Source organism: Rhodococcus sp. CX, assembly GCF_015865005.1.
Classification (GTDB): Bacteria; Actinomycetota; Actinomycetes; order Mycobacteriales; family Mycobacteriaceae; genus Rhodococcus.
In genome coordinates this window covers 50,679-76,098 of the sequence record NZ_JADZGH010000071.1, presented here as the reverse complement: position 1 = coordinate 76,098, position 25,420 = coordinate 50,679, and the positions used below count along the sequence as shown (strand labels likewise).

The 25,420-nt window shown below is 67.5% G+C and carries 17 protein-coding genes; 13 read left to right on the top strand and 4 right to left on the bottom strand.

The window, feature by feature from the left end; all coding sequences use genetic code 11:
• Positions 1-111: 111 nt before the first annotated feature.
• Positions 112-4,767: an AAA domain-containing protein gene (locus tag I0Q12_RS08020; RefSeq protein ID WP_374068636.1), complete on the top strand. Its 4,656-nt coding sequence runs from the start codon at positions 112-114 to the stop codon at positions 4,765-4,767.
• A 160-nt stretch (positions 4,768-4,927) separates the two neighbouring features.
• On the opposite strand, the gene I0Q12_RS08015 is transcribed toward I0Q12_RS08020, so the two are convergent.
• Entirely contained in the window at positions 4,928-5,491 is a 564-nt protein-coding gene (locus I0Q12_RS08015; RefSeq protein ID WP_197251426.1) for a DinB family protein, read from the bottom strand.
• A 72-nt stretch (positions 5,492-5,563) separates the two neighbouring features.
• The gene (locus I0Q12_RS08010; RefSeq protein WP_197251425.1) at positions 5,564-6,163 is read right to left on the bottom strand and encodes a TetR/AcrR family transcriptional regulator; all 600 of its coding nucleotides are present in this window, start codon (positions 6,161-6,163) and stop codon (positions 5,564-5,566) included.
• 72 nt (positions 6,164-6,235) lie between these two features.
• Here I0Q12_RS08010 and I0Q12_RS08005 point away from each other — a divergent pair, with 72 nt between their 5' ends.
• The 12 genes from I0Q12_RS08005 (at position 6,236) to I0Q12_RS07950 (ending at position 23,032) form a co-directional block, all read left to right on the top strand.
• Entirely contained in the window at positions 6,236-7,420 is a 1,185-nt protein-coding gene (locus tag I0Q12_RS08005; protein WP_197251424.1) for a Rieske 2Fe-2S domain-containing protein, read from the top strand.
• A gap of 11 nt (positions 7,421-7,431) precedes the next feature.
• Positions 7,432-8,199 carry an enoyl-CoA hydratase/isomerase family protein gene (locus I0Q12_RS08000; RefSeq protein ID WP_197251423.1) on the top strand — a complete coding sequence of 256 codons (768 nt, stop codon included), beginning with the start codon at positions 7,432-7,434 and terminating at the stop codon, positions 8,197-8,199.
• Between the two features lie 10 nt (positions 8,200-8,209).
• Positions 8,210-8,872, top strand: a complete 663-nt coding sequence (locus tag I0Q12_RS07995; protein ID WP_197251422.1) for a PaaI family thioesterase — start codon at positions 8,210-8,212, stop codon at positions 8,870-8,872.
• Positions 8,869-10,098 carry a CaiB/BaiF CoA-transferase family protein gene (locus I0Q12_RS07990; protein WP_197251421.1) on the top strand — a complete coding sequence of 410 codons (1,230 nt, stop codon included), beginning with the start codon at positions 8,869-8,871 and terminating at the stop codon, positions 10,096-10,098. The genes I0Q12_RS07995 and I0Q12_RS07990 overlap by 4 nt, the downstream gene beginning before the upstream one ends.
• A gap of 209 nt (positions 10,099-10,307) precedes the next feature.
• Positions 10,308-11,873, top strand: a complete 1,566-nt coding sequence (locus I0Q12_RS07985; protein WP_197251420.1) for a class I adenylate-forming enzyme family protein — start codon at positions 10,308-10,310, stop codon at positions 11,871-11,873.
• 30 nt (positions 11,874-11,903) lie between these two features.
• On the top strand, positions 11,904-13,280 hold the full coding sequence (locus tag I0Q12_RS07980; protein ID WP_197251419.1) for an MFS transporter: 1,377 nt from the start codon (positions 11,904-11,906) through the stop codon (positions 13,278-13,280).
• Between the two features lie 190 nt (positions 13,281-13,470).
• Positions 13,471-15,594 carry a molybdopterin-dependent oxidoreductase gene (locus I0Q12_RS07975; protein ID WP_197251418.1) on the top strand — a complete coding sequence of 708 codons (2,124 nt, stop codon included), beginning with the start codon at positions 13,471-13,473 and terminating at the stop codon, positions 15,592-15,594.
• Positions 15,584-17,812 carry a molybdopterin-dependent oxidoreductase gene (locus tag I0Q12_RS07970; protein ID WP_197251417.1) on the top strand — a complete coding sequence of 743 codons (2,229 nt, stop codon included), beginning with the start codon at positions 15,584-15,586 and terminating at the stop codon, positions 17,810-17,812. The genes I0Q12_RS07975 and I0Q12_RS07970 overlap by 11 nt, the downstream gene beginning before the upstream one ends.
• Positions 17,809-19,041 (top strand): 3-hydroxyacyl-CoA dehydrogenase, encoded by a 1,233-nt coding sequence (locus I0Q12_RS07965; RefSeq protein ID WP_197251416.1) that lies wholly within the window; start codon positions 17,809-17,811, stop codon positions 19,039-19,041. The genes I0Q12_RS07970 and I0Q12_RS07965 overlap by 4 nt, the downstream gene beginning before the upstream one ends.
• On the top strand, positions 19,038-20,657 hold the full coding sequence (locus I0Q12_RS07960; protein WP_197251415.1) for an FAD-dependent oxidoreductase: 1,620 nt from the start codon (positions 19,038-19,040) through the stop codon (positions 20,655-20,657). Before I0Q12_RS07965 ends, I0Q12_RS07960 begins: the two co-directional genes overlap by 4 nt.
• A gap of 103 nt (positions 20,658-20,760) precedes the next feature.
• Positions 20,761-22,284, top strand: a complete 1,524-nt coding sequence (locus I0Q12_RS07955) for a class I adenylate-forming enzyme family protein (protein ID WP_197251414.1) — start codon at positions 20,761-20,763, stop codon at positions 22,282-22,284.
• 7 nt (positions 22,285-22,291) lie between these two features.
• A complete protein-coding gene (locus tag I0Q12_RS07950; protein WP_197251413.1) occupies positions 22,292-23,032 on the top strand; it encodes an SDR family NAD(P)-dependent oxidoreductase in 741 nt (246 codons plus the stop codon).
• 167 nt (positions 23,033-23,199) lie between these two features.
• On the opposite strand, the gene I0Q12_RS07945 is transcribed toward I0Q12_RS07950, so the two are convergent.
• Positions 23,200-24,561 (bottom strand): MFS transporter, encoded by a 1,362-nt coding sequence (locus I0Q12_RS07945; protein ID WP_197251412.1) that lies wholly within the window; start codon positions 24,559-24,561, stop codon positions 23,200-23,202.
• 76 nt (positions 24,562-24,637) lie between these two features.
• Positions 24,638-25,420, bottom strand: a 783-nt coding sequence (locus I0Q12_RS32350; RefSeq protein ID WP_307846106.1) for a molybdopterin dinucleotide binding domain-containing protein, incomplete at its 5' end; no start/stop codon positions are given.

Below are 25,420 nucleotides of genomic sequence, written 5' to 3'. Positions count from 1 at the left end.
TGTCATTTCGGTGAGGGGATTCGAAGGGGGACCGGACATGAAGATGTCGGCGACAGTTCCTAAGGTGGTACTGCCCGTTTCCGTCAGACGGGTGGAAGCAGGGTGAGTGCAGTGGGTGTCGAGTCGAGGGAGAGCGATCCCCAGCTGAGGGATCGCGTGCAACGCCTGCTCACCTTCTTGTCCGAGCTCGTCGAAGCGCGCAGCGCGCCCGTCCGGGTCCTGGGAAAGCACCGTGCCGTGATGCCTCTCGACGAGGTGAGTCTCCGTGCGGATGCCGCAGCGGGCGACGTCGTCCTCCGCGTTCCGCGCGGTCGCCTCGAGGAGCCGCCTCCGCAACTTCCCGAGCTTTTCGCGAGGTACGTGCAGGGGTCGATCGACGACTCCAGCGTCGAACCGGCGCTCCACCCGCGGACCCCGGGGGACACCGGCGGCTTCGACACCTGGCTCGCGCAGTGGCGGGCGTGGGCGGCTGCCGACCGCGAACGCCGCGCCGAGTCGCAGATCTACACGTTCCTGCAGCGCGCGATGCTCGACCTCGAAGGCCAACCGGAATCGCTGGAGCTCGTCGTCGCATCGGGATTGCTGCAGCTCTCCACTGGTGTGGCGGGGGAGCGGGTGTGCACCCACCTCATCACGCAGTCCGCCCTCGTCGAGCGCGACGCGGAGTCGGGCGACCTGTTCGTCCGGTTGAACTCCGACGCCGGCCCGTCGCTCGAGGACACCCAGCTCCTCACCGGGCTGGAGGTGTTCGACCCGTCCAGTACCCGCAACCTGCACGAATCCCTCGCCCTGCAGGTCGCGTCGCCCGTCGACCCCGCGACCCGGGCGTTCTTCAAGGAGTGGGCCGATCGTGCGCTCACCGTCCGAGTCGACGTCGTCGATCGTGCCGAGGAGGCGCCGTCACCCGAGGCGTTCCTGACGCCCTCACCCGCCCTGGTGCTGCGCAAGCGCGGTGCCTATGCGCTCGTCGAGTACTACGACCGCATGATCAGGGCTGCCGCCGACGAGTCGAACCCCGTGCCGCTCGGCCTGGCGCAGCTCGTCGAGACGATCGAACCGGCCGACCGCGTCGCATGGCTCGACCGCATCGCCGCCGCAGACGGTGCTCGCGCAGCCACCCCGTCCGCCCTGCTCGCCGACGATCCGCTGTTCCCGCTGCCCGCGAACGAGGAGCAGCGCGACATCATCGACCGGTTCACCGGCGACATCGGCGTCGTGGTCGAAGGCCCGCCCGGCACCGGCAAGACCCACACCATCGCCAACCTCATGTCCGCCCTGCTGGCTCGCGGCCAGCGCGTGCTGGTCACGAGTGAGAAGGCGCAGGCACTGCGCGTGCTCCGCGGCATGCTCCCGCCCGAACTGCAGGAACTGTGCGTGTCGGTGACCGACACGGCGCGGGGCGGGTCCGAGGAGCTCACCCACAGCATCAGCGGGATCGCCACGCGCAAAGCACAATTCAACCCACGGCGCGCGGCGCAGCGCATCGGTGACCTCACCGCGCAACGCGACGAGGCACTGAACCGTCGAGCGATGCTGACGGAACAGATCCGGCAGAGCCGCGCGGAAGAGACGGTCGTCCACCCCGAGGTCTCGGCCGGCTACGGCGGGACCGTCGCGTCGATCGTCCGGCGCGTCCGGGCACAGGAAACGCGGTACGGATGGCTGCCCGGCCCGCTCCTCACCGACACCCCACCGCTGACCCCCGAGGAATTCCAGATCCTCCTCATGCTCCACCAGCGGTCGAACGTCGACCGCGCGCGGCGCCGATTCCAGGTCTTCCCGGAACTGAGCCTTCCCACCCAGCGCGAGCTGCAGTACGCGTGCAACGCGGTCGCCCAGGCACCGTCCGAGGCGACGGAGGGTCACGCGTCGGGACTTCTGTGGGTTCTCGAGGGCGCGTCACCCGAGGCGCTCGCCCGCATCAACGAACTCTGCCGGCAACTGCAGGGGGCCCTGCAGGATGCGGAACGGCTCGATCCGCGATTCCAGCGCCTCGCCGACGACGTCCTGTCCGGGCAGGCGCAGCATCTGTGGGGAAAGGCCGCCGAGTTCGCGAAACTCGTGCAGGCAGCGCAGGAGGCCGACCGGTTCGTCGGCGCCCACACGGTGGAGACACCGGTGACGGGGCAGCGTGCCTTCGAGGCCTACGACGCGCTGGCGAACAAGCTGGAAGCGGGCGACACGTGGCGCAGCGGTTTCACCCGATTCCGCAGGAGCGACGAGCAATCCGCGGTGGAGGAACTCGGTGAGCTCGCGACCGTCGACGGCGTCGCGGCCACCACCGCCCAGACGGCCCGGATCGTCGCCGAACACCTACGCGCGCTCGACGCGGTCCGGGTGGTGGGAATCGCCCTCCGCGATCTCGGTATCGACATCCCGCTCGACGAGCCGCGCAGCCGTGCCGTCGGCGCGCTGGCCTTCATCGACAGGGACCGCGTCATCGTCGCCGACCTCGTCGCCCGGGCACGGGACGTCGAGTCGGCGCTGCGGGAGATCAACCCCGGTGCGCCGCGGATCGCGAACGTCGAACAGGCACGGTCCGTTGCGCAGTCGGCGCGGGCCATCGCCGCGGCCGGGACCGCCGAGGCGAGCAAGGCCTGGCTCGAATCGATCGGCATGTATGTGCGGGGTGAGATTTCGGGGGGTGCGTCACCCGAGGGACGTGCCCTGGCCCGGGCCTTCCACGACGCGGACCTGGACGGCATCAACGCGGCTCTGGACGCGTGGGACCGTGCCGCCGGCGAACACCGCGAGGAACTGGACCTCGTCTCCCTGCACGCGCGATTGACCGACGCCGCACCGGCTCTCGCGCACGCTCTCGGGAACGGTCCTTCGGAACCGCCATGGCCTGCCCGCCTCGCCGACATCGAGAACGCGTGGGCGTGGCGTCGCGCCGAGGAATGGGTGCGAGACCATCACGAGAACCGCGACGACCTGCAGCTCGACCGTGACCTCGATGAAGTCGAGCAGGACATCGCGCGGCTCACCGCGCAGCTCGCCGCGGAGAAGGCGTGGAGCGCGTGTCTCGATCGCACGACCGCCGAGCAGGTCCAGGCGCTGCATTCGTACCGCGACCACGTGGCGAGCATCGGCAAGGGCACCGGCAGGTACGCCGAGCGCTATCGTGCCGCGGCACGTGAGGCCATGCAGGTCGCGCAGGGCGCGGTGCCCGCGTGGGTGATGCCGCTGCAACAGGTGCTGGCTTCGATTCCGCCGGAACAGAATTCGTTCGACGTCGTCATCGTCGACGAGGCGAGCCAGGCCGACATCAGCAGCCTGTTCCTGCTGTGGCTGGCGCCGCGTGTCATCGTGGTCGGCGACGACAAGCAGTGTGCGCCGAGTGCGGTGTCGCTGGGTGCGCTCGACGGTGTGTTCAGTCGTCTCGACTCCTACCTGCCGGACATCCCGAACTATCTGCGGGACAGTTTCACTCCGCGGTCGAGCATGTTCTCGCTGCTGCGATCGCGATTCGGGAGCGTCGTCCGGCTGCGGGAGCATTTCCGGTCCATGCCCGAGATCATCGCCTGGTCCAGCGACCAGTTCTATGCGGACGACCCGCTGGTTCCGGTGCGGCAGTTCGGGTCCGACCGGTTGCCGCCGCTGCGCACCACCTTCGTCGAAGGTGCCTTCGTGACCGGGCAGAATTCGTCGCTGACGAACCGGGTCGAGGCACGTGCCCTCGTCGACACGCTCGTGCAGTGCCTCGAGGACGAGGCCTATGACGGGAAGACGTTCGGTGTGGTGGTTCTGCAGGGACAGTCACAGGTCGACGTCATCCAGAACGAACTGCTGGACAGGCTCACCCCGGAGCAGTGGGAGGAACGCCGGCTCCGCGTCGGCACGCCCCCGGATTTCCAGGGCGACGAGCGAAACGTGGTGTTCCTGTCGATGGTCGTCGCACCCGAACAGAACATCGCGGCGATGACGCGGACCGAATACCAGCGGCGGTTCAACGTTGCCGCGTCGCGGGCGCAGGACCAGCTGTGGTTGTTCCATTCGCGGACGGTCGACACGTTGCGGCCGACGGACCTGCGGCATTCGCTGCTCACCTACATGCAGTCGACGTCCCCGACGCCCGCCGCGCCGATGCCGGAGGGCGTGACACGCGACGAGCGGCACGAGGCGTTCGGCAGCCTCTTCGAGCAGGAGGTCTTCCTCGACATCGTTGCTCGCGGATATCACGTGAACCCGCAGGTCGAGGTCAACGGCCACTTCATCGATCTGGTGGTGACCGGTTCAGCAGGCAGGCTGGCGGTCGCGTGCGACGGCGATCGTTGGCATGCCGGCCCCGACCGGCAGCGCGCCGAGCTCGAACGGGAACGTGAACTGCAACGGTCCGGGTGGAGGTTCTGGCGGATCCGCGAATCCGACTACTACTTCGATTCGGTCGCGTCGATGGCGGGCCTGTGGGGCGAGCTCGAGCGGCGGGGTATCACGCCCAACCTTGCTGAGACCCAAGTCATTCCGGCACCGGGTGTCGACTCTGCGATCACCGAGCCGATTCCGATGGTCGAGATTTCGTCCCTCGAGCTCCCCGGACTCGCTGCTTCGCCTGCGATGGCGGTGTCGGCGCGGCTCGCCGAACTGATCGTGGATGCACTCGGGAACGAGTCGCATCCGGTCGTCGAACTCGCGGGCAGGCTCGATGTGGACTGGACGATCGTGCTTGCGGTGCTGGAGGACCTCGTCGCCAAGGGTGTTGTCGACGAGATCTCCGCGCCGGGGGAGCGGACGGTATATCGCGCGGCCGGTGTAGTGCCTTCGTAGGGCGGGGTTCGCGCGCCGGCCGGACAGCCGCACAGCGATTCGAGCGCGGCCGCCCGACGATCTACGCGGGCGAGTGCGGATTCGCTCACGCTACAGTGTGGGCGGATTCCGACTCGAGTCGTGGATCGGACCGAGCCCACATGGTCACTCTGACCCCGGCTCAGGAGCGATGCGTGTGCGTATGCAGGTCGCGGAGCAGCGAGACCTCCGACAGGTGATGGATCAGCTCGCGGTGGATGTGCAGCACCAGATCCGCCCTCGTCAGCTCCGGATACGGTTCCTTCTCGCCGACCGCGACCAGTAGCCCGTCGTTGCCGAGGTCCCGGACCCCGGCGAGCCACACGTCGAGCTGCGTTTCGAGCTGGTCGAGCGCGGTGGCGGCGTCGCCCGCGTACTCCCACGATTCGTACGACGCCGGTGCGGCACCGAAGTGCGCCTCGTTGCGGACGGCGAGCACCCCGACGATGACGTGGCCGAGCCGCCACGCGATCGTCGTGAACGGTGCCGGCACGGGCTCGGGGAAGGCGAAGTCGATGGTGAAGTCACCCGATCCCGCCTGAATCTGCGCTGTCGACGTGCCCCGCGGTCGCACGCTCCATGCGTCGGATACCGGCGACCAGGAGTACTCGTCGTCGCTGAGGCCTTCGAGCCTGACCCGGATCTGATGATTCCAGTGGAATTCCCACTGCTCACGCAGCGAGTGGTTCAGGTCGAATGCGTTCATGAATCCCACTGTCCCGCATGTTGCAGGACCTCCGTGCGGTATCGGCGACCCGGCGTTGTCGGTGATCCAGTGTCAGTGCCCTGGTGCCACCAGGGCGGGAACCACGAGCATGCGGAGCTTGTCCCGCAGCCGGTCCAGCGAGCCGGCATCGGCGCCGAGGGCACTGATGTAGTTCATCTCGAGCTCGGACAGCCATTCGCACAGCAGGTCCAGGTCGATGTCCGTGCGCAACTCGCCGGACTCCTGTGCCTCGGTGAGAATCGGCTCCCACAGCTCGCGGGTCAGCTCGACGGCCTTGCCGGACGTCGCGAGCAGCGTGTTGGCGAGCGTGGCCTCGGCGGGAGACACGAGCAGGTGGATCATCGGATCTCGAATGCCTCGACGGATGTTGGCGCAGAGGCCCTCCACGATCCGTTCGCCGAAGGTCGGGTACTCCCGGATGCGAGCTCGCCACGGCTCCATGTTCATGCGTGCGCGGCGGACGATCGAGGCCATGATGAGCGCTTCGCGGTCCGAGAAGTATCGGTAGAGCGTCGCCCGGGAGATGTTCGCTGCCCGGGCCACATCGGCCATGGTCGTCTTCGTGATACCGAACCGCTCGAAGCACGATTCGGCAGCGACGAGGATCGCCGCGGTGACGTCCACGGTCTCTGCTTCGGTCTTCTGTGCCACGCATGAACAATACCGCCGAGTAGTCTCACTGAGACACTAGACGCCTGATGTCTCATGTGCCATCCTGAGGGCATGCAGCGTGAAGACAAGATCGAACTCACTCGGCGCTTGATCGCGCACAAGGACAACAACACCACCGACTACGCGGACGACCTGTTGCATGTGCCCTTCTCCGTGTTCAACGACCCCGAGCTGGCAAGCCTCGAACGCGACGTCGTGCGTCGGTTTCCGCACATCGTGGCGCACGTCGACGAGCTGAAGCAGCCGGGCGACTTCATCACCACCGACCTCATCGGCACGCCGTTGCTGGTGGTCAGGCAGTCCGATGGCTCCGTCAAGGCGTTCTCCAACGTGTGCCGGCACCGCGGAGCCAAGGTCGAGTTCGACGACTCGGGATGCAAGCGCATCTTCAGCTGCCCCTATCACAAGTGGGCGTACGGCCGAGACGGTTCGCTGCGCGGCCTGCCGCACGCCGAGGGCTTCGAGGGGATGGATCGCTCGCAATACGGTCTGGTGGAGTTTCCGTGCGAGGTGCGGCACGGTCTCGTCTGGGTCGTGCCGACGGTCGGGGCCGACCTGGACATCGCCCAGGTACTCGGAGACAAGCACGACGCCGAGGTCGCGGATACCGGTATCGGGGACTCGTTCCAGGTCCGCAAGGAGACCTGGAAGCTCGACATGAACTGGAAGATCGCGGTGGACGGGGTGCAGGACTCGTACCACCTGTGCCAGTTGCACACCAAGACGGTGTGCAACTACCTCGAGGGCAACATCACCGCGTTCGATCTCGTCGACCGTTCGTGGCGAATCGTGGTGGCGCGCAGGTCGATTACCGACGTACGTGACGCCGATCCGGATACGTTCGATGTGCGCGACTACTCGCTCGCCAACTACACGATCTATCCCGGCACGATGCTCGTCACCGAGCCGAATCACTTCGAGATCTGGACGATCGTCCCCGACGTGGACGATCCCAACGTGTCGTACTGCACGATCCGGCTGCTCTCGCCGTCCGAGCCCACCACTCCTCGTGAGAAACGGATCCTGGAGAAGAACTGGGAACTGCTCATGGAGACGCTCCACGCGGAGGACTGGTTCGTGACCAAGACCATCACCGACAATGTCTCGCACGGGCAGGTGGACGAACTGGTCTACGGGCGGAACGAACTTCCGGGACAGGTGTTCCACAAGATGATCATGAGCGATGCCGCCGCGATGGCGGAGGAGCGCCGGAAGAACGCCGGCGCCAAGGCATGACCCCGAGCGGCATGACCACGAGCGAACTACTCGAGTCGTCGCCCGGGCCGGGCGTACTGCAGCTGACGCTGAATCGTCCGGAGGCGCACAACGCGATCTCCCTGTCGATGCAACGAGCACTCGATGTGGCGCTCACGCGGGCCGCAGCCGACGACACCGTCCGGGTCGTCGTGATCGCGGGGGCGGGGGATCGTGCCTTCTCCGCGGGGTACGACCTGAAGGAACTCGCCGTGCTGTCGTCGGAGGAGAACCTGGAGGCGATGCTCGAGCGCGAGGAATTGCTGTGGCGATACCTCGAGTTCCCCAAACCCACGATCGCTGCAGTTCAGGGCATATCGTACGGCGGGGGAACCCTACTCGCGGCGTGCTCCGACCTGCGGGTCGGAGGCGCGTCGACGCGGTTCACCGTGACCGCCGCCAAGTACGGTGGCGCGAACCTGACGTGGATTCTCGACACGTTGATCGGAGCGGGGCAGACGCGAGATCTCCTCATGACGTCGCGTGCAGTCGCCGGCGACGAGGCCTACCGTATCGGCCTGCTCACTCGTTACGCGGGGGACGGCGACGTGCTCGAGGCCGCGTTGGAGGCGGCAACGCAGATAGCCGCGCAACCGCCCGAGGCGATCAGGGAGATCAAATCGCTCCTGCTCGCCGGACACGGACGCGATCTGCGCAGTCGCTACGACCGCGAAAACACGGTCGCGCGCACCACCTTGCGGCCGCGCGCCGTCGGCGACATGTTCACGGAATTCTTCGGTGCCCGTGAGGAAACCGTGTGAGAGGGGCATCATGGACGTTCTGAATCGTGCGAGTTCATCGATAGATGTCTGGGAACCGAACTGGGATGATCCGTTCACCCCGACGGCCGAGGCCGACGACGAGTTCGCCGAACTGGTTGCCGCAGTGCGTGCGGTGCAGGAGGCTTTCACGCGATCGCGTCCCGACCCCGCGACGGCATCGGCAATGGCGGGAAAACTCCGTTCCATAGCAACGGAATTGGAGGAACACGAGGTCGGCGAGGACGACCAGATCCCGGGCCATCGATGGGATCTGGCCGGACGAGGCCAGGCCCTTGCGCCCCCGTTGCATCTCGACGAGGTGACGGAAACGACCGCTCGGGGACGGGTCACGGTCGGCCGCTTCCATTCCGGCCGCTACGCGATGAACGGCGGTGTCACGCCGCTGATCTTCGACGAGATCATGGCTCGGCTCGCGAACGGTTTCGGGCGTCCGTGGGCTCGCACGGCTTATCTCCATGTGGACTTCCGGGCGCCTGCTCCGCTCCACGTCGAACTGCGGGTGGAGGCGGAATTCGTGCGACAGGACGGTCGCAAGCGGTTCATGCGCGGAGCCATGTACCACGGCGACACACTGGTCGCAGAGGCCGACGGCCTGTGGGTCGAGTTGAAACCCGAACAGACACTGAATATTTCCGAAAGAGGCACGGAATGAGCGGATACTCCCTCCTCGAGGGAATGCGCATCCTCGAGGTCGCGCAACTGGCACCTTCGTCGGTCGGCGGTCACCTCGCCGATCTGGGAGCCGAAGTCATCAAGATCGAGTCGGGGCCGCTGGGAGATCCGGTGCGGGTGGGCGGCAGCCGCGCGATCGGTGACGAGGACGGACCCTCGTTCATGCATCTGCGGTGGAACCGCGGGAAGAAGAGCGTGGCCCTCGATCTGCGCACCGACGAGGGAAAACGCACATTCCTGGAACTCGCCCGCACGTGCGATGCCGTCGTCGAAGGTATGCGCGGCGGCTACCTGGATTGGCTCGGCGTCGGATACGACCGACTGCGACAGGTGAATCCGAGGATCGTCTTCTGCACGGTGTCGGGCATGGGGTCGGACGGCCCGTACAGCCAACTCGGCACCGGCGGGCCGGTGTTCGACGCCTATGCGGGGCTCCGTGAGGTTCGCACGCCCGAGGAGCCGCCGATCGACGGGATCGCCGGTGGGACAACGCCACCGATGGCGATGTACGCGCTCGGTGCGTACGGCGCGATGGGCCTGCTGGCCGCGGTACACCGGGCGGGCCGCACCGGGGAGGGCTGCCGGCTCGAGGTGGCGGGAATCGACGTCGCCGCAGCGTGGATGCCCGATCTGATCGATGCCGAACTCAACAAGAACCGGTCGATCCCGCGTCCCACCTGGCTGCCGGACGGGCGCCTGCCCGACTGGCCGCGCCTCGAGGCGTACCGGACGAAGGACGGCGAAGCCATGCTGTTCGGTTCGCACGTCGAGAAGTTCTGGCGCAACTTCTGTCTCGCGGTGGACCGCCCGGATCTGCTGGAGATAGATCTCGTGAGTACCGATGCCGAGGCGTCGGCGCGCGCTGATCACGTGTACCGGGAGCTTCGGGAGATCTTCCTGCAGCGCACGCGCGACGAATGGCTCGCGCTGTTCCTCGAGCACGAGATCGCAGGTGGGCCAGTCAATTCGGTCAGCGACATGATCGCCGATCCGCACTTCGCCAGCCGTTCCAACACCTACCGCGTCGAGTACGAGGGCGTGGGTGAACTCGAATTCGTTGCGAGCCCGATCCGGGTGTCCGGGGAGGAATTCGCGCCTGCACTGCCTCCGAAGTTCGGCGCGGACACCGACGAGGTGCTCGCCGGCCTGTCGTGCCACGACGGTTCCGGCGATCCGTCCGGCAGGAGCGCGGCCGCTCGCGGTTAGCCGAGAAAATGCCCGGTAGATTCGGTTGTACCGTTTACCTACGCATGTTAGATTCGTCCCGTCCCCGGTGACCGCGCTCACACTCTCGGTGAGTGTGCATCCCGCGCCCGGGGATCTTGGACGGGTGGACAGGCTCGGCAGGAGCCGCACATTTCGACAGTCGTGAGCGAGAGCGGGCTACGCCGCCACGGCCGGCACGAGGAGACAGAATGAATCTGGCCGATCTGGTTCGATACTGGGGCAAGACTCGTCCCACCCAGCAAGCGATCGTCTTCGGGGACACTTCCCAGACCTGGGCCGAGGTGGATGCGGTCACCGACTCGCTTGCGCGGGGGCTCGCAGCCCGTGGCATGCGCAAGGGCGATCGTGTCGCCGTGATGATGCTCAACCGTCCCGAGCTGGCACACGTCGTTCTGGCTACGCTCAAGCTCGGAGCGATCAGCGTCCCGCTCAACTTCCGGTTGGTCGGCAAGGAGTTGGCGCCGATGATCGCCGACTCGTCACCGCGTGTGGTGATCGTCGAGAACGAGCTTGCACCCCTGCTCGAAGTCGCAGCATCGGAAACCGATTTCGAGATCTTCGCGATCGGTGGGACCGATCATCGGCCGTACAGCGAGCTGCTCGAACCCGGTGAGGCTCCCACCGTGGAGATCCACCCCTCGGATCCGGCGTTCATCTGCTACACGTCGGGCACGACCGGGGTCCAGAAGGGCGCGCTCATCACGCACCGCAATGCGCTCGCCCCAGGTATCGCGCAGGTGCTCAGCCATGGCATCTCCGGTCGTGACCGCGTCATGTGTTCGGCTCCGCTGGTCTACACCGGCTCCGTGTTGTCCATCTTCGCGCAACTCGTCGTGCTGCCCGGATCCACCATGGTGCTGCTGCGTGAGTTCGACCCGGCGATCGCCCTCGACACGTTCGAGCGCGAACAGATCACCGCAACCACCACCGTCCCGGTCATCTGGGAGCGCATGACGCAGCTGCCCGACTTCGGCAGGCGCAAGCTGGCGAAGTTCACGTTCGCCGGCGCGGGCGGCGCACCGATCAGCCTGGACCTGCTCGACTTCTACCAGAGTCGTGGCGTGCCGATGACGCAGGCGTACGGACTGACCGAGGCGTCGGGCATGGCTTCGACACTGAACTACGAGGATGCTCGGACCCGTCCGGGATTTGCCGGTCTGGCCCTGGCCGGAACGCAGCTGCGCATCGCGGGCGAGAACGGTGGATTCGCCGAGCCGCACCAGGTCGGCGAGATCCTGGTGCGCGGTGAGCACGTCATGCGCGAGTACTGGAACAAGCCGGAGGCCACGGCGGCGACGCTCGTCGACGGCTGGCTGCACACCGGCGACCTCGGCCTGCAGGATGAGGAGGGCTTCCTCAAGGTGGTCGATCGCAGCAAGGACATGCTCATCTCCGGCGGCCTGAACGTGTACCCGGCCGAGATCGAGAAGGTGCTGCACGGCATCGAGGGGTTGGTCGATCTCGCCGTGATCGGCGTCAAGGACGACCGGTGGGGTGAGGTTCCCATGGTCGTCTTCCACAGCGAACGTCCGGCGGAGGAGATCGTCCGCGACATCACCTCGGTGTCGAGCGGCAACCTCGCCAAGTTCAAGCGACCGGTGCACGCGGTGGCCCTCGACGAGCCGCTGCCCCGCACCTTCTCCGGCAAGTTGGCGAAAGCTGTTCTGCGGGAGCGATTCCAGACGCCGCCGGTCGACGCCATCCCGGTGCCCAAGGATGTATCCACCGCGGACGCTGCCACGTCCCGGTCCTGAGCTCCATCCCTTCTCCGAGAGGACACGCACGTGAGCGGTACTCGCGATGTGGACATCACCGCGCTCATCGACCGTTCGTCTCTGTCGTCCCTGCAGAAGCGTGTGCTGGCGCTGTGCCTGGGTCTCGCGATCCTGGACGGCATCGACGCGCAACTCATCGGGTTCGTCATTCCGGCGATCTCCAAGGACTGGGACATCGCACCGGCATCGTTCGGCTTCGCGCTCGCGCTGAGCACAGGCGCGATGGTGGTGGGCAGTCTGTTGTTCGGCCCGCTGGCCGACCGCTACGGTCGGCGCAAGATCATCATTGTGTGCACCGTCATCTTCGCGGTGTTCACGCTGGCCACTGCGGTGGTGACCTCGATGCCGGCGCTGATCGTGCTGCGGGTGATCGCGGGCCTCGGGCTCGGTGGAGTGACACCGAATCTTGTTGCCATGGTGAGTGAATACAGCCCTGCACGGATCCGCGCGACGATGGTGACGGTGACGATCGCGGGCATGTCGCTGGGTGGGTTCATCGGTGGCTTCGGCGCTGCACTCCTCATCCCCAGGTTCGGTTGGCAGTCGCTGTTCGTCCTCGGTGGTGTGCTGCCGTTGATCCTGGTGGTCGCGGCCCTGCGATGGCTGCCGGAATCCGTGAAGTTCCTGGTGGCCCGCGGGCGCCACGAGGAGGCCGTGCAGATCGTCGGCGAGATCGCACCCGAGGCGCGTATCGACGCCGCGACCCGGTTCACCCAGGACGCGGCGGTCGCGACGAAGTCGCCGGTGGGCGCCCTGTTCCGCTCCGGCCGCGCGGCCGACACGGTCCTGCTGTGGGGCGTGTTCGTCATCAACTTCCTGGTCATCTACTTCCTGCTCAGCTGGATGCCGACCCTGTTCGGGGAGGGCGGCCGGAGTGCATCGACCGCGCTCGTGGCGGCGTCGCTGTTCAATCTCGGTGGGATGACCGGTGCGCTGACGTTCGGGCGGATCACCGACCGGATCGGCAACGGATTCGTCGTCGTGATGGCCGGCTACACCCTCGGCGCCGTGTTCACCGCAGCGGTCGCATTGCTGCTCGGCAGCGGATGGCTTCTCCTGGTGGCGGTCTTCTTCGTCGGGTTCGGCATGTCGGGAAGTTCGGCAGGCATCATCGCGATCGCGGCAACGGTGTATCCCGTCGCGGTCCGCGCAACGGGTGTCGGCTGGGCGATGGGCATCGGACGAGTCGGTTCGATCGCGGGGCCGGCGATCGGTGCGCTGCTCATCGCGGCCGGGTTGGATGCCAAGAGCATCTTCCTGCTCACGATCGTGCCGACGCTGCTGGCTGTGGTGACGCTCGGCGTCCTGGCGCTCCGAAGTCGGCGACCAGGGCGTGACGACAGCGTCGCGGCGGCCGCAACTCCAAGCCTGGTCGAAGCCGAATAGAACTGGACCACAAGGCCGTTCACCGACATCACGTTGTCGGTGAACGGCCTTGTACAGTCTCGACGACGACGTTGCCCGCCCGACGCCTTTTGCAGTGTTTAACTACAGATGTTAGATTAAGCCCATTGTGGTGGTGGTCACGTCTTTGCAGGGCGATTGTCTCTGCCCGAAACCGCGGAGGGAGCAGCCGATGCCGGTGAAGTTGTCCTATTGCCGTCTGTGCCCCGCGTCGTGCGGGGTGCGGGTGGAGGTCGACGGCGACCGCATCGTCGGCATCGTCGGCGACGGCCTGCACCCGCTGTCCGGCGGCTACTCGTGCCCGAAGGGCCGTCGGGGCGGCGATTTCCTCCAGGGCCCGGACCGGCTCACCACATCGATGCGCCGAACCCGCAACGGCGACTACGAGCCCGTTCCGGTGGATACCGCGATCGCGGAGATCGCCGAGCGGATCGCCGCAATCACCGGTGAGCACGGCCCGGACTCGCTCGGTCTCTTCATGGGCACCCAGCAGAACTTCGCAGCGCTGACCGGACCGATGGCGCGAGCGTGGTTCCGCACCACCGGATCTCGCAAACTCTTCTCGACCATGACGATCGACCAGTCCGCCAAGTGGGTCGTGCAGGCGCGGATGGGGGAGTACCTCGGTGGAAGACAGCGCTTCGACACGGCGGACGTGTGGCTGCTCGCGGGCACGAACCCGATGGTCTCCCTCAACGGAGGCGACGGCGACGGCGCGATCACCCGCAACCCGTCGGTCTCGATCCGCGACGCGCGGGCCCGCGGACTGAAGCTCATCGTCGTCGATCCGCGACGCACCGAGACCGCAGTTCGCGCCGATCTGCACCTGCAGCTGCGGCCCGGGACGGATGCCGCGCTGTTCGCCGGATTGCTGCACGTGATCCTGTCCGAAGGCCGCCACGACCGGGAGTTCTGCGACCGCTTCGCGGACGGCCTCGACGCCCTCGCCGCCGCGGTCGCGCCGGCCACCCCCGAGCGCACCGAGGAAGCAACGGGTGTTCCCGCCGTCGACGTGATCCGGGCAGCCAGGCTGTTCGCAGCGGGACCCCGGGGCATGGCGACGACGGGCACCGGGGTGTGCATGGGCCCCCATTCCAACCTCGCCGAGCATCTCGTGGCGTGCCTGAACGTCGTCTGTGGCCGGTACCTGCGCGAAGGCGAGGCGACGCCCAACCACAACGTGCTCGCGCGGGACGTCCCGGCGCGGGCCGAGGCTCGTTCTGCAGCTCGTACCTGGGAGTCGGGATTCCGCAGCCGCATCGGCGGCATCGGAACGATGAACGGGGAACTGCCGTCCGGGATTCTCGCGGACGAGATCCTCGAGCCCGGCCCCGACCGGGTGCGGGCCCTGGTGGTTTCGGGAGGCAATCCCGCACGGGCACTGCCGGACCGGGTGAAAGCCGAACAGGCACTGCGTGCGCTGGACCTGCTGGTGTGTGTCGACACCCGCATGTCGGATACCGCGCAGCTCGCCGACTACGTGATCGCGCCGACCATGGCGTACGAGCGTCCCGACCACACGCTGCTGATGGAGTTCTTCTTCGCGCGGCCCTTCGCGCAGTACACCCCGCGGATCGTGGAGCCGCCGGAAGGCGTGATCGAGGACTGGGAGTTCTACTTCCGCCTCGCCGCCGCGTCCGGTCGGTCGATCAAATTCGCCGGGCGCGTGCTGGATCCGGCTGCACCGCCGACCTCGGAGGAACTGCTCGCGATGTTCGCCGAGCGCGGGCGCATTCCCGTGGCCGAGTTGAAGAAAGCGCCACGTGGCATGCTTGCGCCTCCCGACGACAAGGTGGTGGGCCCGCCATCCGAAGACGCAGCCGGACATCGCCTTTCGCTGTGCCCGGACGACGTCGCCGGGGAAATCGCCGCTGCACTCGGCGAATCGATCCGGATCAACGAGTTTCCGATGCGCCTGACGGTGCGGCGAATGCGGGAGTTGATGAACTCGCTGGGCCGGGAGATCGGCGGGTTACCACGCCACGGGTACAACCCCGCAGGCGTGAATCCGGAGGACATGCAGCGACTGGGCATCGAACACGGCGACATCGTCCGGATCCGCTCGGCCCACGGACGGATCCGGGCCGTCGCGCACACCGACCCGAGCGTCGGCCCGGGCACGGTGTCGATGACCCATTGTTGGGGTGGTTCCGACACCGAGGCGGACCCTCGGGTCGCCGGGAGCAACGTGAACGACCTGACCGGCTACGACCGGGTCCAGACCATCAACGCAATGCCCAGACTGACCGCAGTACCCGTGACCATCGAACGTGAGGTGTGTGCAAGTGCTCGCTGACAAGACCGTCGGGGTACGCATCTGCCCGTTGTGCGAAGCCACGTGCGGATTGCTGTTCGAACTGGACGGACGCACCGTGACGTCGGTGACGTCCAACCCCGACGACGTGTTCAGCGCCGGACACAGTTGCGCCAAGGGACTGGGCCTCGCACGGCTGGAGAACGACCCCGACGTCATCCGCACGCCCCTGATCCGTGACGGGGACGGCTTCCGCGAGGCGACGTGGGACGAAGCCTTCGCCGAGATCGGCCGACGACTGCCTCCGATCATCGCGGCGGACCCGAACAGCTGTGCCGTGTACTCGGGCAACCCTGCCGCCCACCACCTCGACCCGTCGCTGTACGCGCACCCGCTGATCGCTGCCATCGGCACCCGCAACGTCTACTCGCCCGCGAGCATCGACACCCTGCCGAAGAACTACGCGAACATGCTGCTCTACGGAACCGGACTGGGGATGCCGGTCCCCGACATCGACCACACGTCCTACCTGTTGATCCTCGGTTCGAATCCGCTTGTATCGAACGGAAGTACGATCACAGCGCCCGGCATCGGCAAGCGGCTCGACGCCTTGCGTGCGCGCGGCGGCACGCTGGTGGTGGTCGATCCGGCACGCACCCGCACGGCGGAGATCGCCGACCGCCACCTTGCCATCCGGCCCGGAACCGACGCCTTCTTCCTGCTCGCGCTCGTGTCGGTGATCGCCGCGGAAGGTCTCGCCGCTCCCGGCCGCCTGAGCGAATACACCGACGGCATCGACGACGTTCTCCGTCTCGCCGAGCCCTTCACCCCCGAAGCGGTCGCGGGAATCTGCGGACTCGACGCCGACGAGATCCGCCGGGTCGCCCGCGAGTTCGCGGCTGCGGACGCCGCCGTTGCGCATTCCCGAATGGGTTCGTGCACACAGGAGTTCGGCAGTATCGCGAACTGGACGATCGAAGTTCTCAACGTCGTGACGGGCAATCTCGATCGGCCGGGCGGAGCGATGTTCCCGGTCCCGCCCGCCGGCGGACCCACCACGTGGCCCGCAAACCCGAAGGCACCACGTGTCTTCGATCGATGGCGATCGCGAGTGCGCGGCATGCCGGAGGCGATGGGGGAGATTCCCGCGGTGTGTTTCGCCGAGGAGATCCTCACCCCCGGGCCGGGGCAGGTGCGCGGCCTGATCACGATCTCCGGCAACCCGGCCCGGTCGCTCCCGAACAGCCGAGCCGTCGAAGCTGCGCTGGCCGACCTCGACTTCATGGTGTGCATCGACGGCTATCTCAACGAGACGACACGGCACGCCGATGTCATCCTGCCGCCCCCGCCGCTGACCACCCGCGGACACCACGACCTTGCGATCACCCACTTCCAGGTGCGCAACGTGGCCCGCTACTCGGCGCCTCTGCTCGAGCCCGGCCCGGGACAGATGCCCGAATGGCAGATTCTGTTGCGGCTCACCGCAATCGTCCGGGGCGAACCCGACCGCCCGGTCGCCGAACTCGACGACGAGGTCGCCGCCACCGCGACCCGACGCGCCGCGAGACTCGCCGGCCGCGATCTCGACGACGTGGTCCGGGCCACCGGCGATCGCACCGGCCCCGAACGGCTGCTCGATCTGCGGCTGCGCAGCGGCCCGTACGGTGACCGGTTCGGTGCCGGGCCCGGCGGCCTGACCCTCGAGCTGCTCGAACGCAACCCCAACGGCGTCGACTACGGGCCGTTGGAACCGCGAGTGCCGGAGGTGCTGCGGACCCCGAACGGCCGGATCGATCTCGCGCCCATCGAGTTGGTGGCCGACCTGTCCCGTCTGCGCGACGCACTTGAGCAACCCGTTCCCGACCTGGTCCTCATCAACCGGCGGCAACGGCGCGGCATGAACTCCTGGCTGCACAATGCGCTGCCGCAACCGGATTCGGGGCAGTGCACCCTGTTCATGAGCCCGGTCGACGCGGCGGCGCGCGACCTCGTCGACGGCGATACGGTGCGCGTCACGTCGAAGACCGCGTCGATCGTCGCGGAACTGCACGTCACCGACTCGATGCGGCAGGGCGTGGTCAGTCTCCCGCACGGGTGGGGACACGACGGTGCGGGGCTGCGCACCACCCGCTCGGCCGCGGCGCCCGGCGCCAACGTCAACGCCCTGGTCGACGACATGGTGGTCGAGCCGTTGACGGGTACCCCGATCTTCAACGGATTCGCCGTCGACGTCGCCCGCATCGAGAGCGTGCCGGCGTGACCGCGGCACCGGGGACCCTGGCGGGCACCACGATCGGAGTCGTCGGGGCGGGGATGATCGGGGCCGCCCTCGCCTACACGTGCGCGAGGGCGGGAGCCGACGTGGTCCTGTTCGCGCGGACGCACGACGGCGCACGCAGGGGCAAGTCGTACGCCACGCGACGGGAAGAACGTGCCCTCCGTGCGGGCACGACGAGCGAAGCCGTGTCGCAGGCACTGCTCGACCGCATCCGGCCCACCACACGTACCGAGGATCTGGCGCAGGCGGCGCTCGTCGTCGAAGCGGTCGCCGAGAACGTCGCGGTCAAACAGCAGGTCCTGCGGGCGGTCGAATCGGTCACCGCGCCGGACGCCGTGCTCGCCTCGACGACCTCGACCTTGCCGATCACCACCATCGGGTCGGCGCTGGCACGCCCGGAGCGTTTCGTGGGAATGCACTTCTTCTCCCCGGTCGACCGGATGACCCTGGTGGAAACCGTGGTCGGCGCGCGCACCGCCGAGAGCACCCTCGCCGGCGCGCTGGCCTATGCGCGGCTGCTGGGGAAGACACCCATCATGGTGCGCGACAGCCGGGGATTCTTCACCAGCCGGGTGATGGAACGCTACCTCGACGAGGCGATGATCGCGGTCGGGGAAGGAATCGACCCGGGCGTCGTCGAACGCGCGGCGACCGACGCCGGATACCCGGTCCCACCGCTGCAACTGCTCGACGAGATCTCGCTGACGCTCAACCGGGACGTACAGTGCGAGAACCGGATCGCCGTCGAGGACGCGGGCGGCACATGGCACGGCACCCGTGCGGACCGGGTCCGGGCACGCATGATCGACGACCACGACCGTGGCGGCAGGTCGGTGGGCCGCGGGTTCTACGACTACGACGCCGACGGCGCGCGCATCGGGTTGTGGCCCGGCCTTCGCGAGTCGTTCGGTCCGGTGAAGCAGATCCCGATCGACGACATGCGCGACCGGTTGCTCTTCGTCGAGGTGGTCGAAGCGTTGCGGTGTCTCGCCGAGGGTGTCGTCGCTTCCGCCGCCGACGCGGACAGTGGTTCGGTGCTCGGCATCGGGTTTCCCGCACACACGGGCGGGGTCGTCTCGTTCGCCCGCGCCTACCCAGGGGGCATCGACGGGTTCACGGCCCGCGCGCACGAACTCGCCGATCGCTACGGCGACCGTTTCCTCCCGCCCGAGCCGGGTCCGCAATTCAACGAACAACCGGAGTGGCCATGACATACGTAGTGACCCAATCCTGCTGCAACGACGCGACGTGTGTCGCGGTGTGCCCGGTGAACTGCATCCACCCGACCCCCGACGAAGCGCAGTACGCCCGCACCGAGATGCTCTACATCGACCCCGATGCCTGCATCGACTGCGGCGCCTGTGCCGACGTGTGCCCGGTGGACGCGATCGTTCCCGACGGTGACCTCACCGCCGAGACCGAGATCTACCGGGAACTCAATGCCGCGTACTTCGCGGACAACCCGACCGCGTCCGGCCCCCGAGAGGTACCGGCGGAACCCGTCACCGCAACCGACCGGCCGGGTGCGCTGCGGGTGGCGATCGTGGGGTCCGGACCCTCGGCCTTCTACGCGGCCGAGGAGCTGCTGAAACGGCGCGACGTCGACGTCGAGGTGTCCATGTTCGAACGGCTCCCCGTCGCCGGCGGGCTCGTCCGCTACGGGGTGGCCCCGGACCACCAGACGACGAAGGCGGTCGAGCGGGTGTTCGCCCGTACCGCAGGACGCACCGGGTTCCGCGCCTTCTTCGGGGTGGAGATCGGCCGCGACATCGGCGTCGACGAATTGCTCGACCATCACCACGCGGTGATCCACGCGAGCGGAGCGTCCGACGACCGGAAGCTCGGAATTCCGGGCGAGGACCTGCCGGGCAGTGTGGCCGCACGGGAATTCGTCGCCTGGTACAACGGGCATCCCGACCACGACGGCCCGGCGTCCCGACAGGTCGAACGTGCGGTCTGCGTGGTCGGCAACGGCAACGTCGCGCTGGACGTGGCGCGCATCCTGGCACGCGACCCCGAACGCCTCGTGCCGGGCGACATCGCCGAGCACGCGCTGGAAGCGTTGCGGCACAGTGCGATCGAGGAAGTGGTCGTGCTCGGTCGCCGCGGTCCCGAGCACGCGGCGTTCACGACCCCCGAGCTGCTCGCTCTGGGGTCGCTGCCGGAGGTCGACGTCACCGTGCACGGGGGGTACGAGGCACCCGAGGGCGCCTCGGTCAAGCTTCGGACGATCGCGGACTATGCGCGACGGGTTCCCGGCCGGGGCCGCCGGCGGATCACGCTGCGATTCAACGGAGCGCCGGTCGAGGTTCTCGGCGGCGACCACGTCGAGGGCATCCGGATCGCGCCGTACGGACGGGAGGGGACCGACGCCGACCTCGAGGCCTCGCTGGTGGTGCGTGCCGTGGGCTACCGTGGCCGCCCGCTTCCGGGTCTTCCGTTCGACGACGAGCGCGGGACGGTACCCAACGTCGCCGGTCGGGTGATCGATCCGGCCGGCGACCGTCCGGTGCCGGGCCTGTACGTCGCCGGCTGGATCAAACGGGGTCCGACGGGAGTGATCGGCACCAACCGGTACTGCGCCGCCGAAACGGTCGAGGCGCTGGTCGCCGATCACTCGCGTGCGCTGCTTCCTCGGCCGAGCCGTGCACGTGACGAGCTGGCGTCGCTGGTCGAGAGCCGGTGCCCGACGGCCATCGAAGTCGACGGCTGGAAGCGCATCGACCGGCACGAACGCGTCGAGGGGCGACGCCTCGGCCGTGCCCGGCAGAAGCTGGTCGACGTCGAGTCGATGCTCTCGGTGGCAGGCGGTCCGGGCGGTAGGTGAGACTTGCCCCAATAAACAACAAACATTAGATTTAACGCGCGGATGTGACCTACATCTCACCGGGTCGGGTCCCGCGATCGACGCATACATCTTGGAGGTTTGCATGAGCGGCACCGTGGTAGATGCTTTGACCTACTGGGCTCGGTCGAAGCCGGATCTGGCGGCGATCGACTTCGACGGCGACGTCGTCACCTACGCGGAATTGTCCACCTGGGCGGACGGGGTCGCGCACGACCTCGCGTCCCGCGGCGTGGTCCCCGGCGATCGGGTGAGTTTCCTCGGCGTCAACAGCCTCGAGTGGGCCGTGGCGTCGCTCGGCGCGATGAAGGTCGGTGCCATCTCCGTGGGGTTCAACCAGCGCATGCTGGCAGGTGAACTCACCACCCTCGTGGAGGACTGCGAGCCCACCGTCGTCTACTGCGACGAAGCGTTGCTGCCCCGCCTCGAAGAGGTGCAGCAGGCGCGCAACACGTTCTCGATCGCGGTGTTCGAGAAGGATGTTCGTCCGTTGCGTGGGGGTGCACACGAGCGGTACCGCACGCCGGTCGTCGATCTCGATACCCCCACCGCCATCGTGTTCACCAGCGGCACCACCGGACGACCCAAGGGCGTGATCTTCACCCACGCCACGATCGCCGGCGAGATGCACGAGTGGTCGCTCATGGAGCCCATCCAGCCCAACGGCCTGCGGCCGCTGCTGGTGCTGCCGCTCTTCACCGCCGCCGGGATCATCTGGGGCATTTCGCGCGTCGTTCTGCAGGGCGGAACCCTGTTCCTTCAGCCCGGATTCGATCCGGCGAAGGCGCTGAAGGTGCTGTCCGAGGACAAGGCCAACACCCTCACCGGGCCGCCCATCCTGTTCGAGCAGATCGCGAAGGTGCCCGGCTTCGCCGAGGCCGACCTGAGTCACATGATCACCGCGCACGTCGGTGGCGCCCGGGTCCCGGTCGACCTGCTCGGCAAGTGGCAGGAGCAGGGGGTGGCGCTGCGGCAGATCTACGGTCAGACCGAGATCGGCGGTTCGGCGACGGCGATGCCCCGTGAGGAGGCTGCCGAGCATCCCGACAAGTGCGGCTGGGGCGGGATCTTCACGAAGATCCGGGTCGTCGACGCCGAAGGAAACGACCTCCCGCCCAACGAAACCGGGCAGATCCTGCTGCGCGGTCCGGGCATGATGCCGGGGTACTGGCGCAACGAGGAGGCCACCCGCGCCGCCCTCGTCGACGGCTGGCTCCAGACCGGCGACCTCGGCAAGCTCGACGAGAACGGCTACCTCACGTACGTCGATCGTCTCAAGGACATGATCATCTCCGGTGGTCTGAACATCTCACCCGCCGAGATCGAGTCCGTCATCAACCAGATCCCCGGTGTCGAAGAGGTCGCCGTGATCAGCGTTCCCGACGCCAAGTTCGGTGAGACGCCGGCCGCGCTGGTCAGGGCCACCACGGAGATGAAGGAATCCGAGGTCGTGGACTTCTGCAACGACCGGCTGGCCGACTACAAGGTGCCGCGCTACGTCGTGTTCCTGGACGAACCGCTGCCCCGGATGGCCAGCGGCAAGATTGCCAAGCGGCAGTTGCGCGACACCTTCGCGGACGTGCCCGACAACTACGACAAGGTACGGTGAGCGAGTAGTGGATTCACAGAAAGTTGCCGTCGTCACCGGCGGAGGACGGGGTATCGGTGCTGCCGTCTCGCGACGCCTCGCCGCCGACGGATTCGCCGTTGCGGTCAACTATTCGCGCAGTGCGCGCGACGCCGAGGACGTCGTGGCGAAGATCGTCGCGGACGGCGGTCGGGCCGTGGCGATTCAGGCGGACATCTCCAAGGCTGCCGACGCCGAACGGCTCATCGCCGACGCGACCGCGCAGTTGGGTGCCCCGACCGTCCTCGTCAACAACGCGGGGATGAACAAGGCCGGTGCGGCCCGGAAGCAGAGCCCCGAGGAATTCGACGAGGTCGTCTCGGTGAATCTCAACGGGGCGTTCTACTGCACCCACTTCGCGCTTCCTGCCATGTACGAAGAGGGCTGGGGCCGAGTGGTTTTCGTCAACAGTCCGTCGGGTGGTCGTCGCCCCGCGCCCGGCATGAGCGCCTATTCCGCGGCGAAGGCCGGCCTCGTGGGCATGGCCAAGACGATGGCCCAGGAGGTGGCGCGGCGTGGCATCACGGTCAACTGTGTGATGCCCGGGTTCGTCGCGACCGACATCGTCTCGTCGGGCGGCGAAGCGGGTGTGGAAGCACTGACGAAGCACTGGCCGTCGATCCCGCCCGAGTCGATCGCCTCGACCGTGTCGTTCCTGGTGAGCGACAACGCCGCCGACGTCTCCGGCGAGGAGATCGGGGTGTGGCGGGGCGGCCCGGTAGGCGTCTGAAACTCGATCTGAAGCTCGAACCTACTGCGACCCATGCCGATTCGATCGGCATGGGTCGCACTTCTTTGTGTCGTCATGGAGCGGGCCGGCCCACGCCGGCGAGCCGACGCCGAAACGAGGACGGGCCCCGGTCGTATCGACCGGGGCCCGTCCTCGAACCCTGTGTGTTACACCGACACCGGGGCCTTGGCGTCGTCCTGGGACCGGACCGAGGACCGTCGGCTGCGGGACAGGAGGGTGGCCGCGAAGCCGAGCAGCGAAACGACGCAGACCAGGAGGCTGAGCCACACGGTGGTGTCGTCGAAGGCAAGCGCGACCGCGATGACCGGGACGACCGCCGCACCCAGCGCATTGCCGGCCTCACGGCCGAGACCGAGCCCGCTGTATGCGTGCTGGGTGTGGAACAGCTCGATGACGTATGCGCCCATCGGGCCGAAGATGGCGGCGACGCCGATGCCGTTGCCGGCGGCCATGACCACCCAGTACAGCAGCGGGGGAGTGCCGACGCCCGACAGCAGCGAGATGCCGATCCAGGCGAACGCGGCGCTGTAGAGGAAGCCGAACATGATCACAGGCGCTCGCCCGACCCGGTCCGACAGGGAGCCGAACATCGGGATCAGAGCGGCGTTCGTGAGCTGCGCAGCGATGAGACCGACGAGGACTTCGGTGCCGCCGTAGCCGAGTTGGTTCTTGCCGAAGGTGCCCATGAACACGATGTAGAAGTAGCCGATGCCGGTCTGGCCGATGGTCATCACGAGCACGGTCAGCAGGGCGCGCGGCTGCTGCCGGATAACGTCGAGGAGCGGACGTTTCGAGACTGTGTCGCTCTCCTCGATCTCACGGAAGGCGGGTGTCTCGGGCAGGCTGCGGCGAAGCCACAGGCCGTAGGCGAGGATCACGGCGCTGCACAGGAACGGGATGCGCCAACCCCACGCGAGGAAGTTTTCCTGGGACATCAGCGATGACACCACGAGCAGCGAGAGCGTTCCGAGCACACCGCCGAGCGCCGCGCCCATACCGGGCAACGAGCCCATCAGGCCCTTCTTCTTCTCGGGTGAGAACTCGACGGCGACCAGGGCCGCACCGCCGTACTCACCGCTGGCGCCGATGCCCTGCAGGATTCGCAGGAACACCAGCAGAGCCGGTGCGACCCAGCCGATCTGGGCGTAGCTCGGCAGCAGACCGACGAGCAGGGTGGCGACACCCATCAGAACGAGGGTGAAGACGAGGATGCGCTTGCGACCGAGGCGGTCGCCGAGGCTGCCGAGGATCACTCCGCCCAACGGGCGGACGAGGAATCCGACGGCGAATGTGCCGACCGCCTGGAGCGTTCCCAGGAGGGGGCTCGAGCCGGCGAAGAACACGCTGGCGAAGACCACCGACGCTGCTGAGGCGTAGAGGCTGAAGTCGTAGTACTCGAGCAGAGTCCCGACGAATGCGGCGCGGCTCGCGCGTCGCGAGTCCGCGCGGGAGTGTCCGGGATGGGTGCCTGCAGGGGAGTCTGCAGGCACAGTTGTACGTTCGGTCATGCGAAACCTCGCGTTGGGGGATGGTGGGCGAGAGGCCCGGATCGTGAAGTGACGCCGACCACATTAGCTACAGTCATTAGATTTGTCTATCGGGTGCGCTGCTCTCGCTCCGCGTGACCTCGACGTTGATTCCGGTGAGGTGCGACTGATTGCTGAGGATGTCGTACGCACCGATTCCGGTGGGGGAGAGGTTGTTCACGTTCACCCCCGGGTGACGCCGCGCCACGTCGAGGCTGCGAGCGGTGCGCTGGCCCCAGCCGTGCGTCATCGCCACCACGCCCGGTCGCAGCCCGTCGTCGTATTCCAGCACGGCGTCGATCGAGCCGTACCGGTTGCGGACGGTGACGTGATCGCCTTCGGCCAGATCGCGCCGTTCCGCATCCTTGGGGTTCATCCACAGCGGATTATTCTGGTGCACACCCTGTTTCAAGATCGAAAGGTTGTGAAGCCAGCTGTTCACCATGTACGGGGTGCGGCGGGTGACGAGCTTGAGCTGGTCCGTGCTCTCGGAGCTCAGCTCCTCGAGGATGTCCTCGGCGGTGCGGTAAGCGCGCCGGAAGACAGGCGGGCAGCAATCGATCAGGCCGTCGTCGTGCTGGACCGCGATGGTGAACACGTGGGACGGCACCGCCTCGGGCAGCACCGCCGTCTGACACGGCATCGATTGCAGGAGTTCGATGCTCAGACCTGCATCGCGCATCGCGGCATCGGCCGCGGCGAGGGGATCGGGATCCGGGGCGTCGAGCAGGGTCGTGACGCCCATCTCCTGCTGGATCCGAGACAGGATCCACCAGTCGTCGCGACGTTCACTCTTCGGCGGCACCACCGCGGGGGTGTACTGCACGTACGGCTCCAAGGC

Excerpts from the sequence above, each read along its gene's own strand:
- I0Q12_RS07960 (WP_197251415.1), top strand. The coding sequence starts at position 19,038 with ATGACATACGTAGTGACCCAATCCTGCTGCAACGACGCGACGTGTGTC.
- I0Q12_RS07975 (WP_197251418.1), top strand. The coding sequence starts at position 13,471 with ATGCCGGTGAAGTTGTCCTATTGCCGTCTGTGCCCCGCGTCGTGCGGG.
- I0Q12_RS07995 (WP_197251422.1), top strand. The coding sequence starts at position 8,210 with ATGGACGTTCTGAATCGTGCGAGTTCATCGATAGATGTCTGGGAACCG.
- I0Q12_RS08000 (WP_197251423.1), top strand. The coding sequence starts at position 7,432 with ATGACCACGAGCGAACTACTCGAGTCGTCGCCCGGGCCGGGCGTACTG.
- I0Q12_RS08015 (WP_197251426.1), bottom strand. The coding sequence starts at position 5,491 with ATGAACGCATTCGACCTGAACCACTCGCTGCGTGAGCAGTGGGAATTC.
- I0Q12_RS07985 (WP_197251420.1), top strand. The coding sequence starts at position 10,308 with ATGAATCTGGCCGATCTGGTTCGATACTGGGGCAAGACTCGTCCCACC.
- I0Q12_RS07955 (WP_197251414.1), top strand. The coding sequence starts at position 20,761 with ATGAGCGGCACCGTGGTAGATGCTTTGACCTACTGGGCTCGGTCGAAG.
- I0Q12_RS07945 (WP_197251412.1), bottom strand. The coding sequence starts at position 24,561 with ATGACCGAACGTACAACTGTGCCTGCAGACTCCCCTGCAGGCACCCAT.
- I0Q12_RS08005 (WP_197251424.1), top strand. The coding sequence starts at position 6,236 with ATGCAGCGTGAAGACAAGATCGAACTCACTCGGCGCTTGATCGCGCAC.
- I0Q12_RS07990 (WP_197251421.1), top strand. The coding sequence starts at position 8,869 with ATGAGCGGATACTCCCTCCTCGAGGGAATGCGCATCCTCGAGGTCGCG.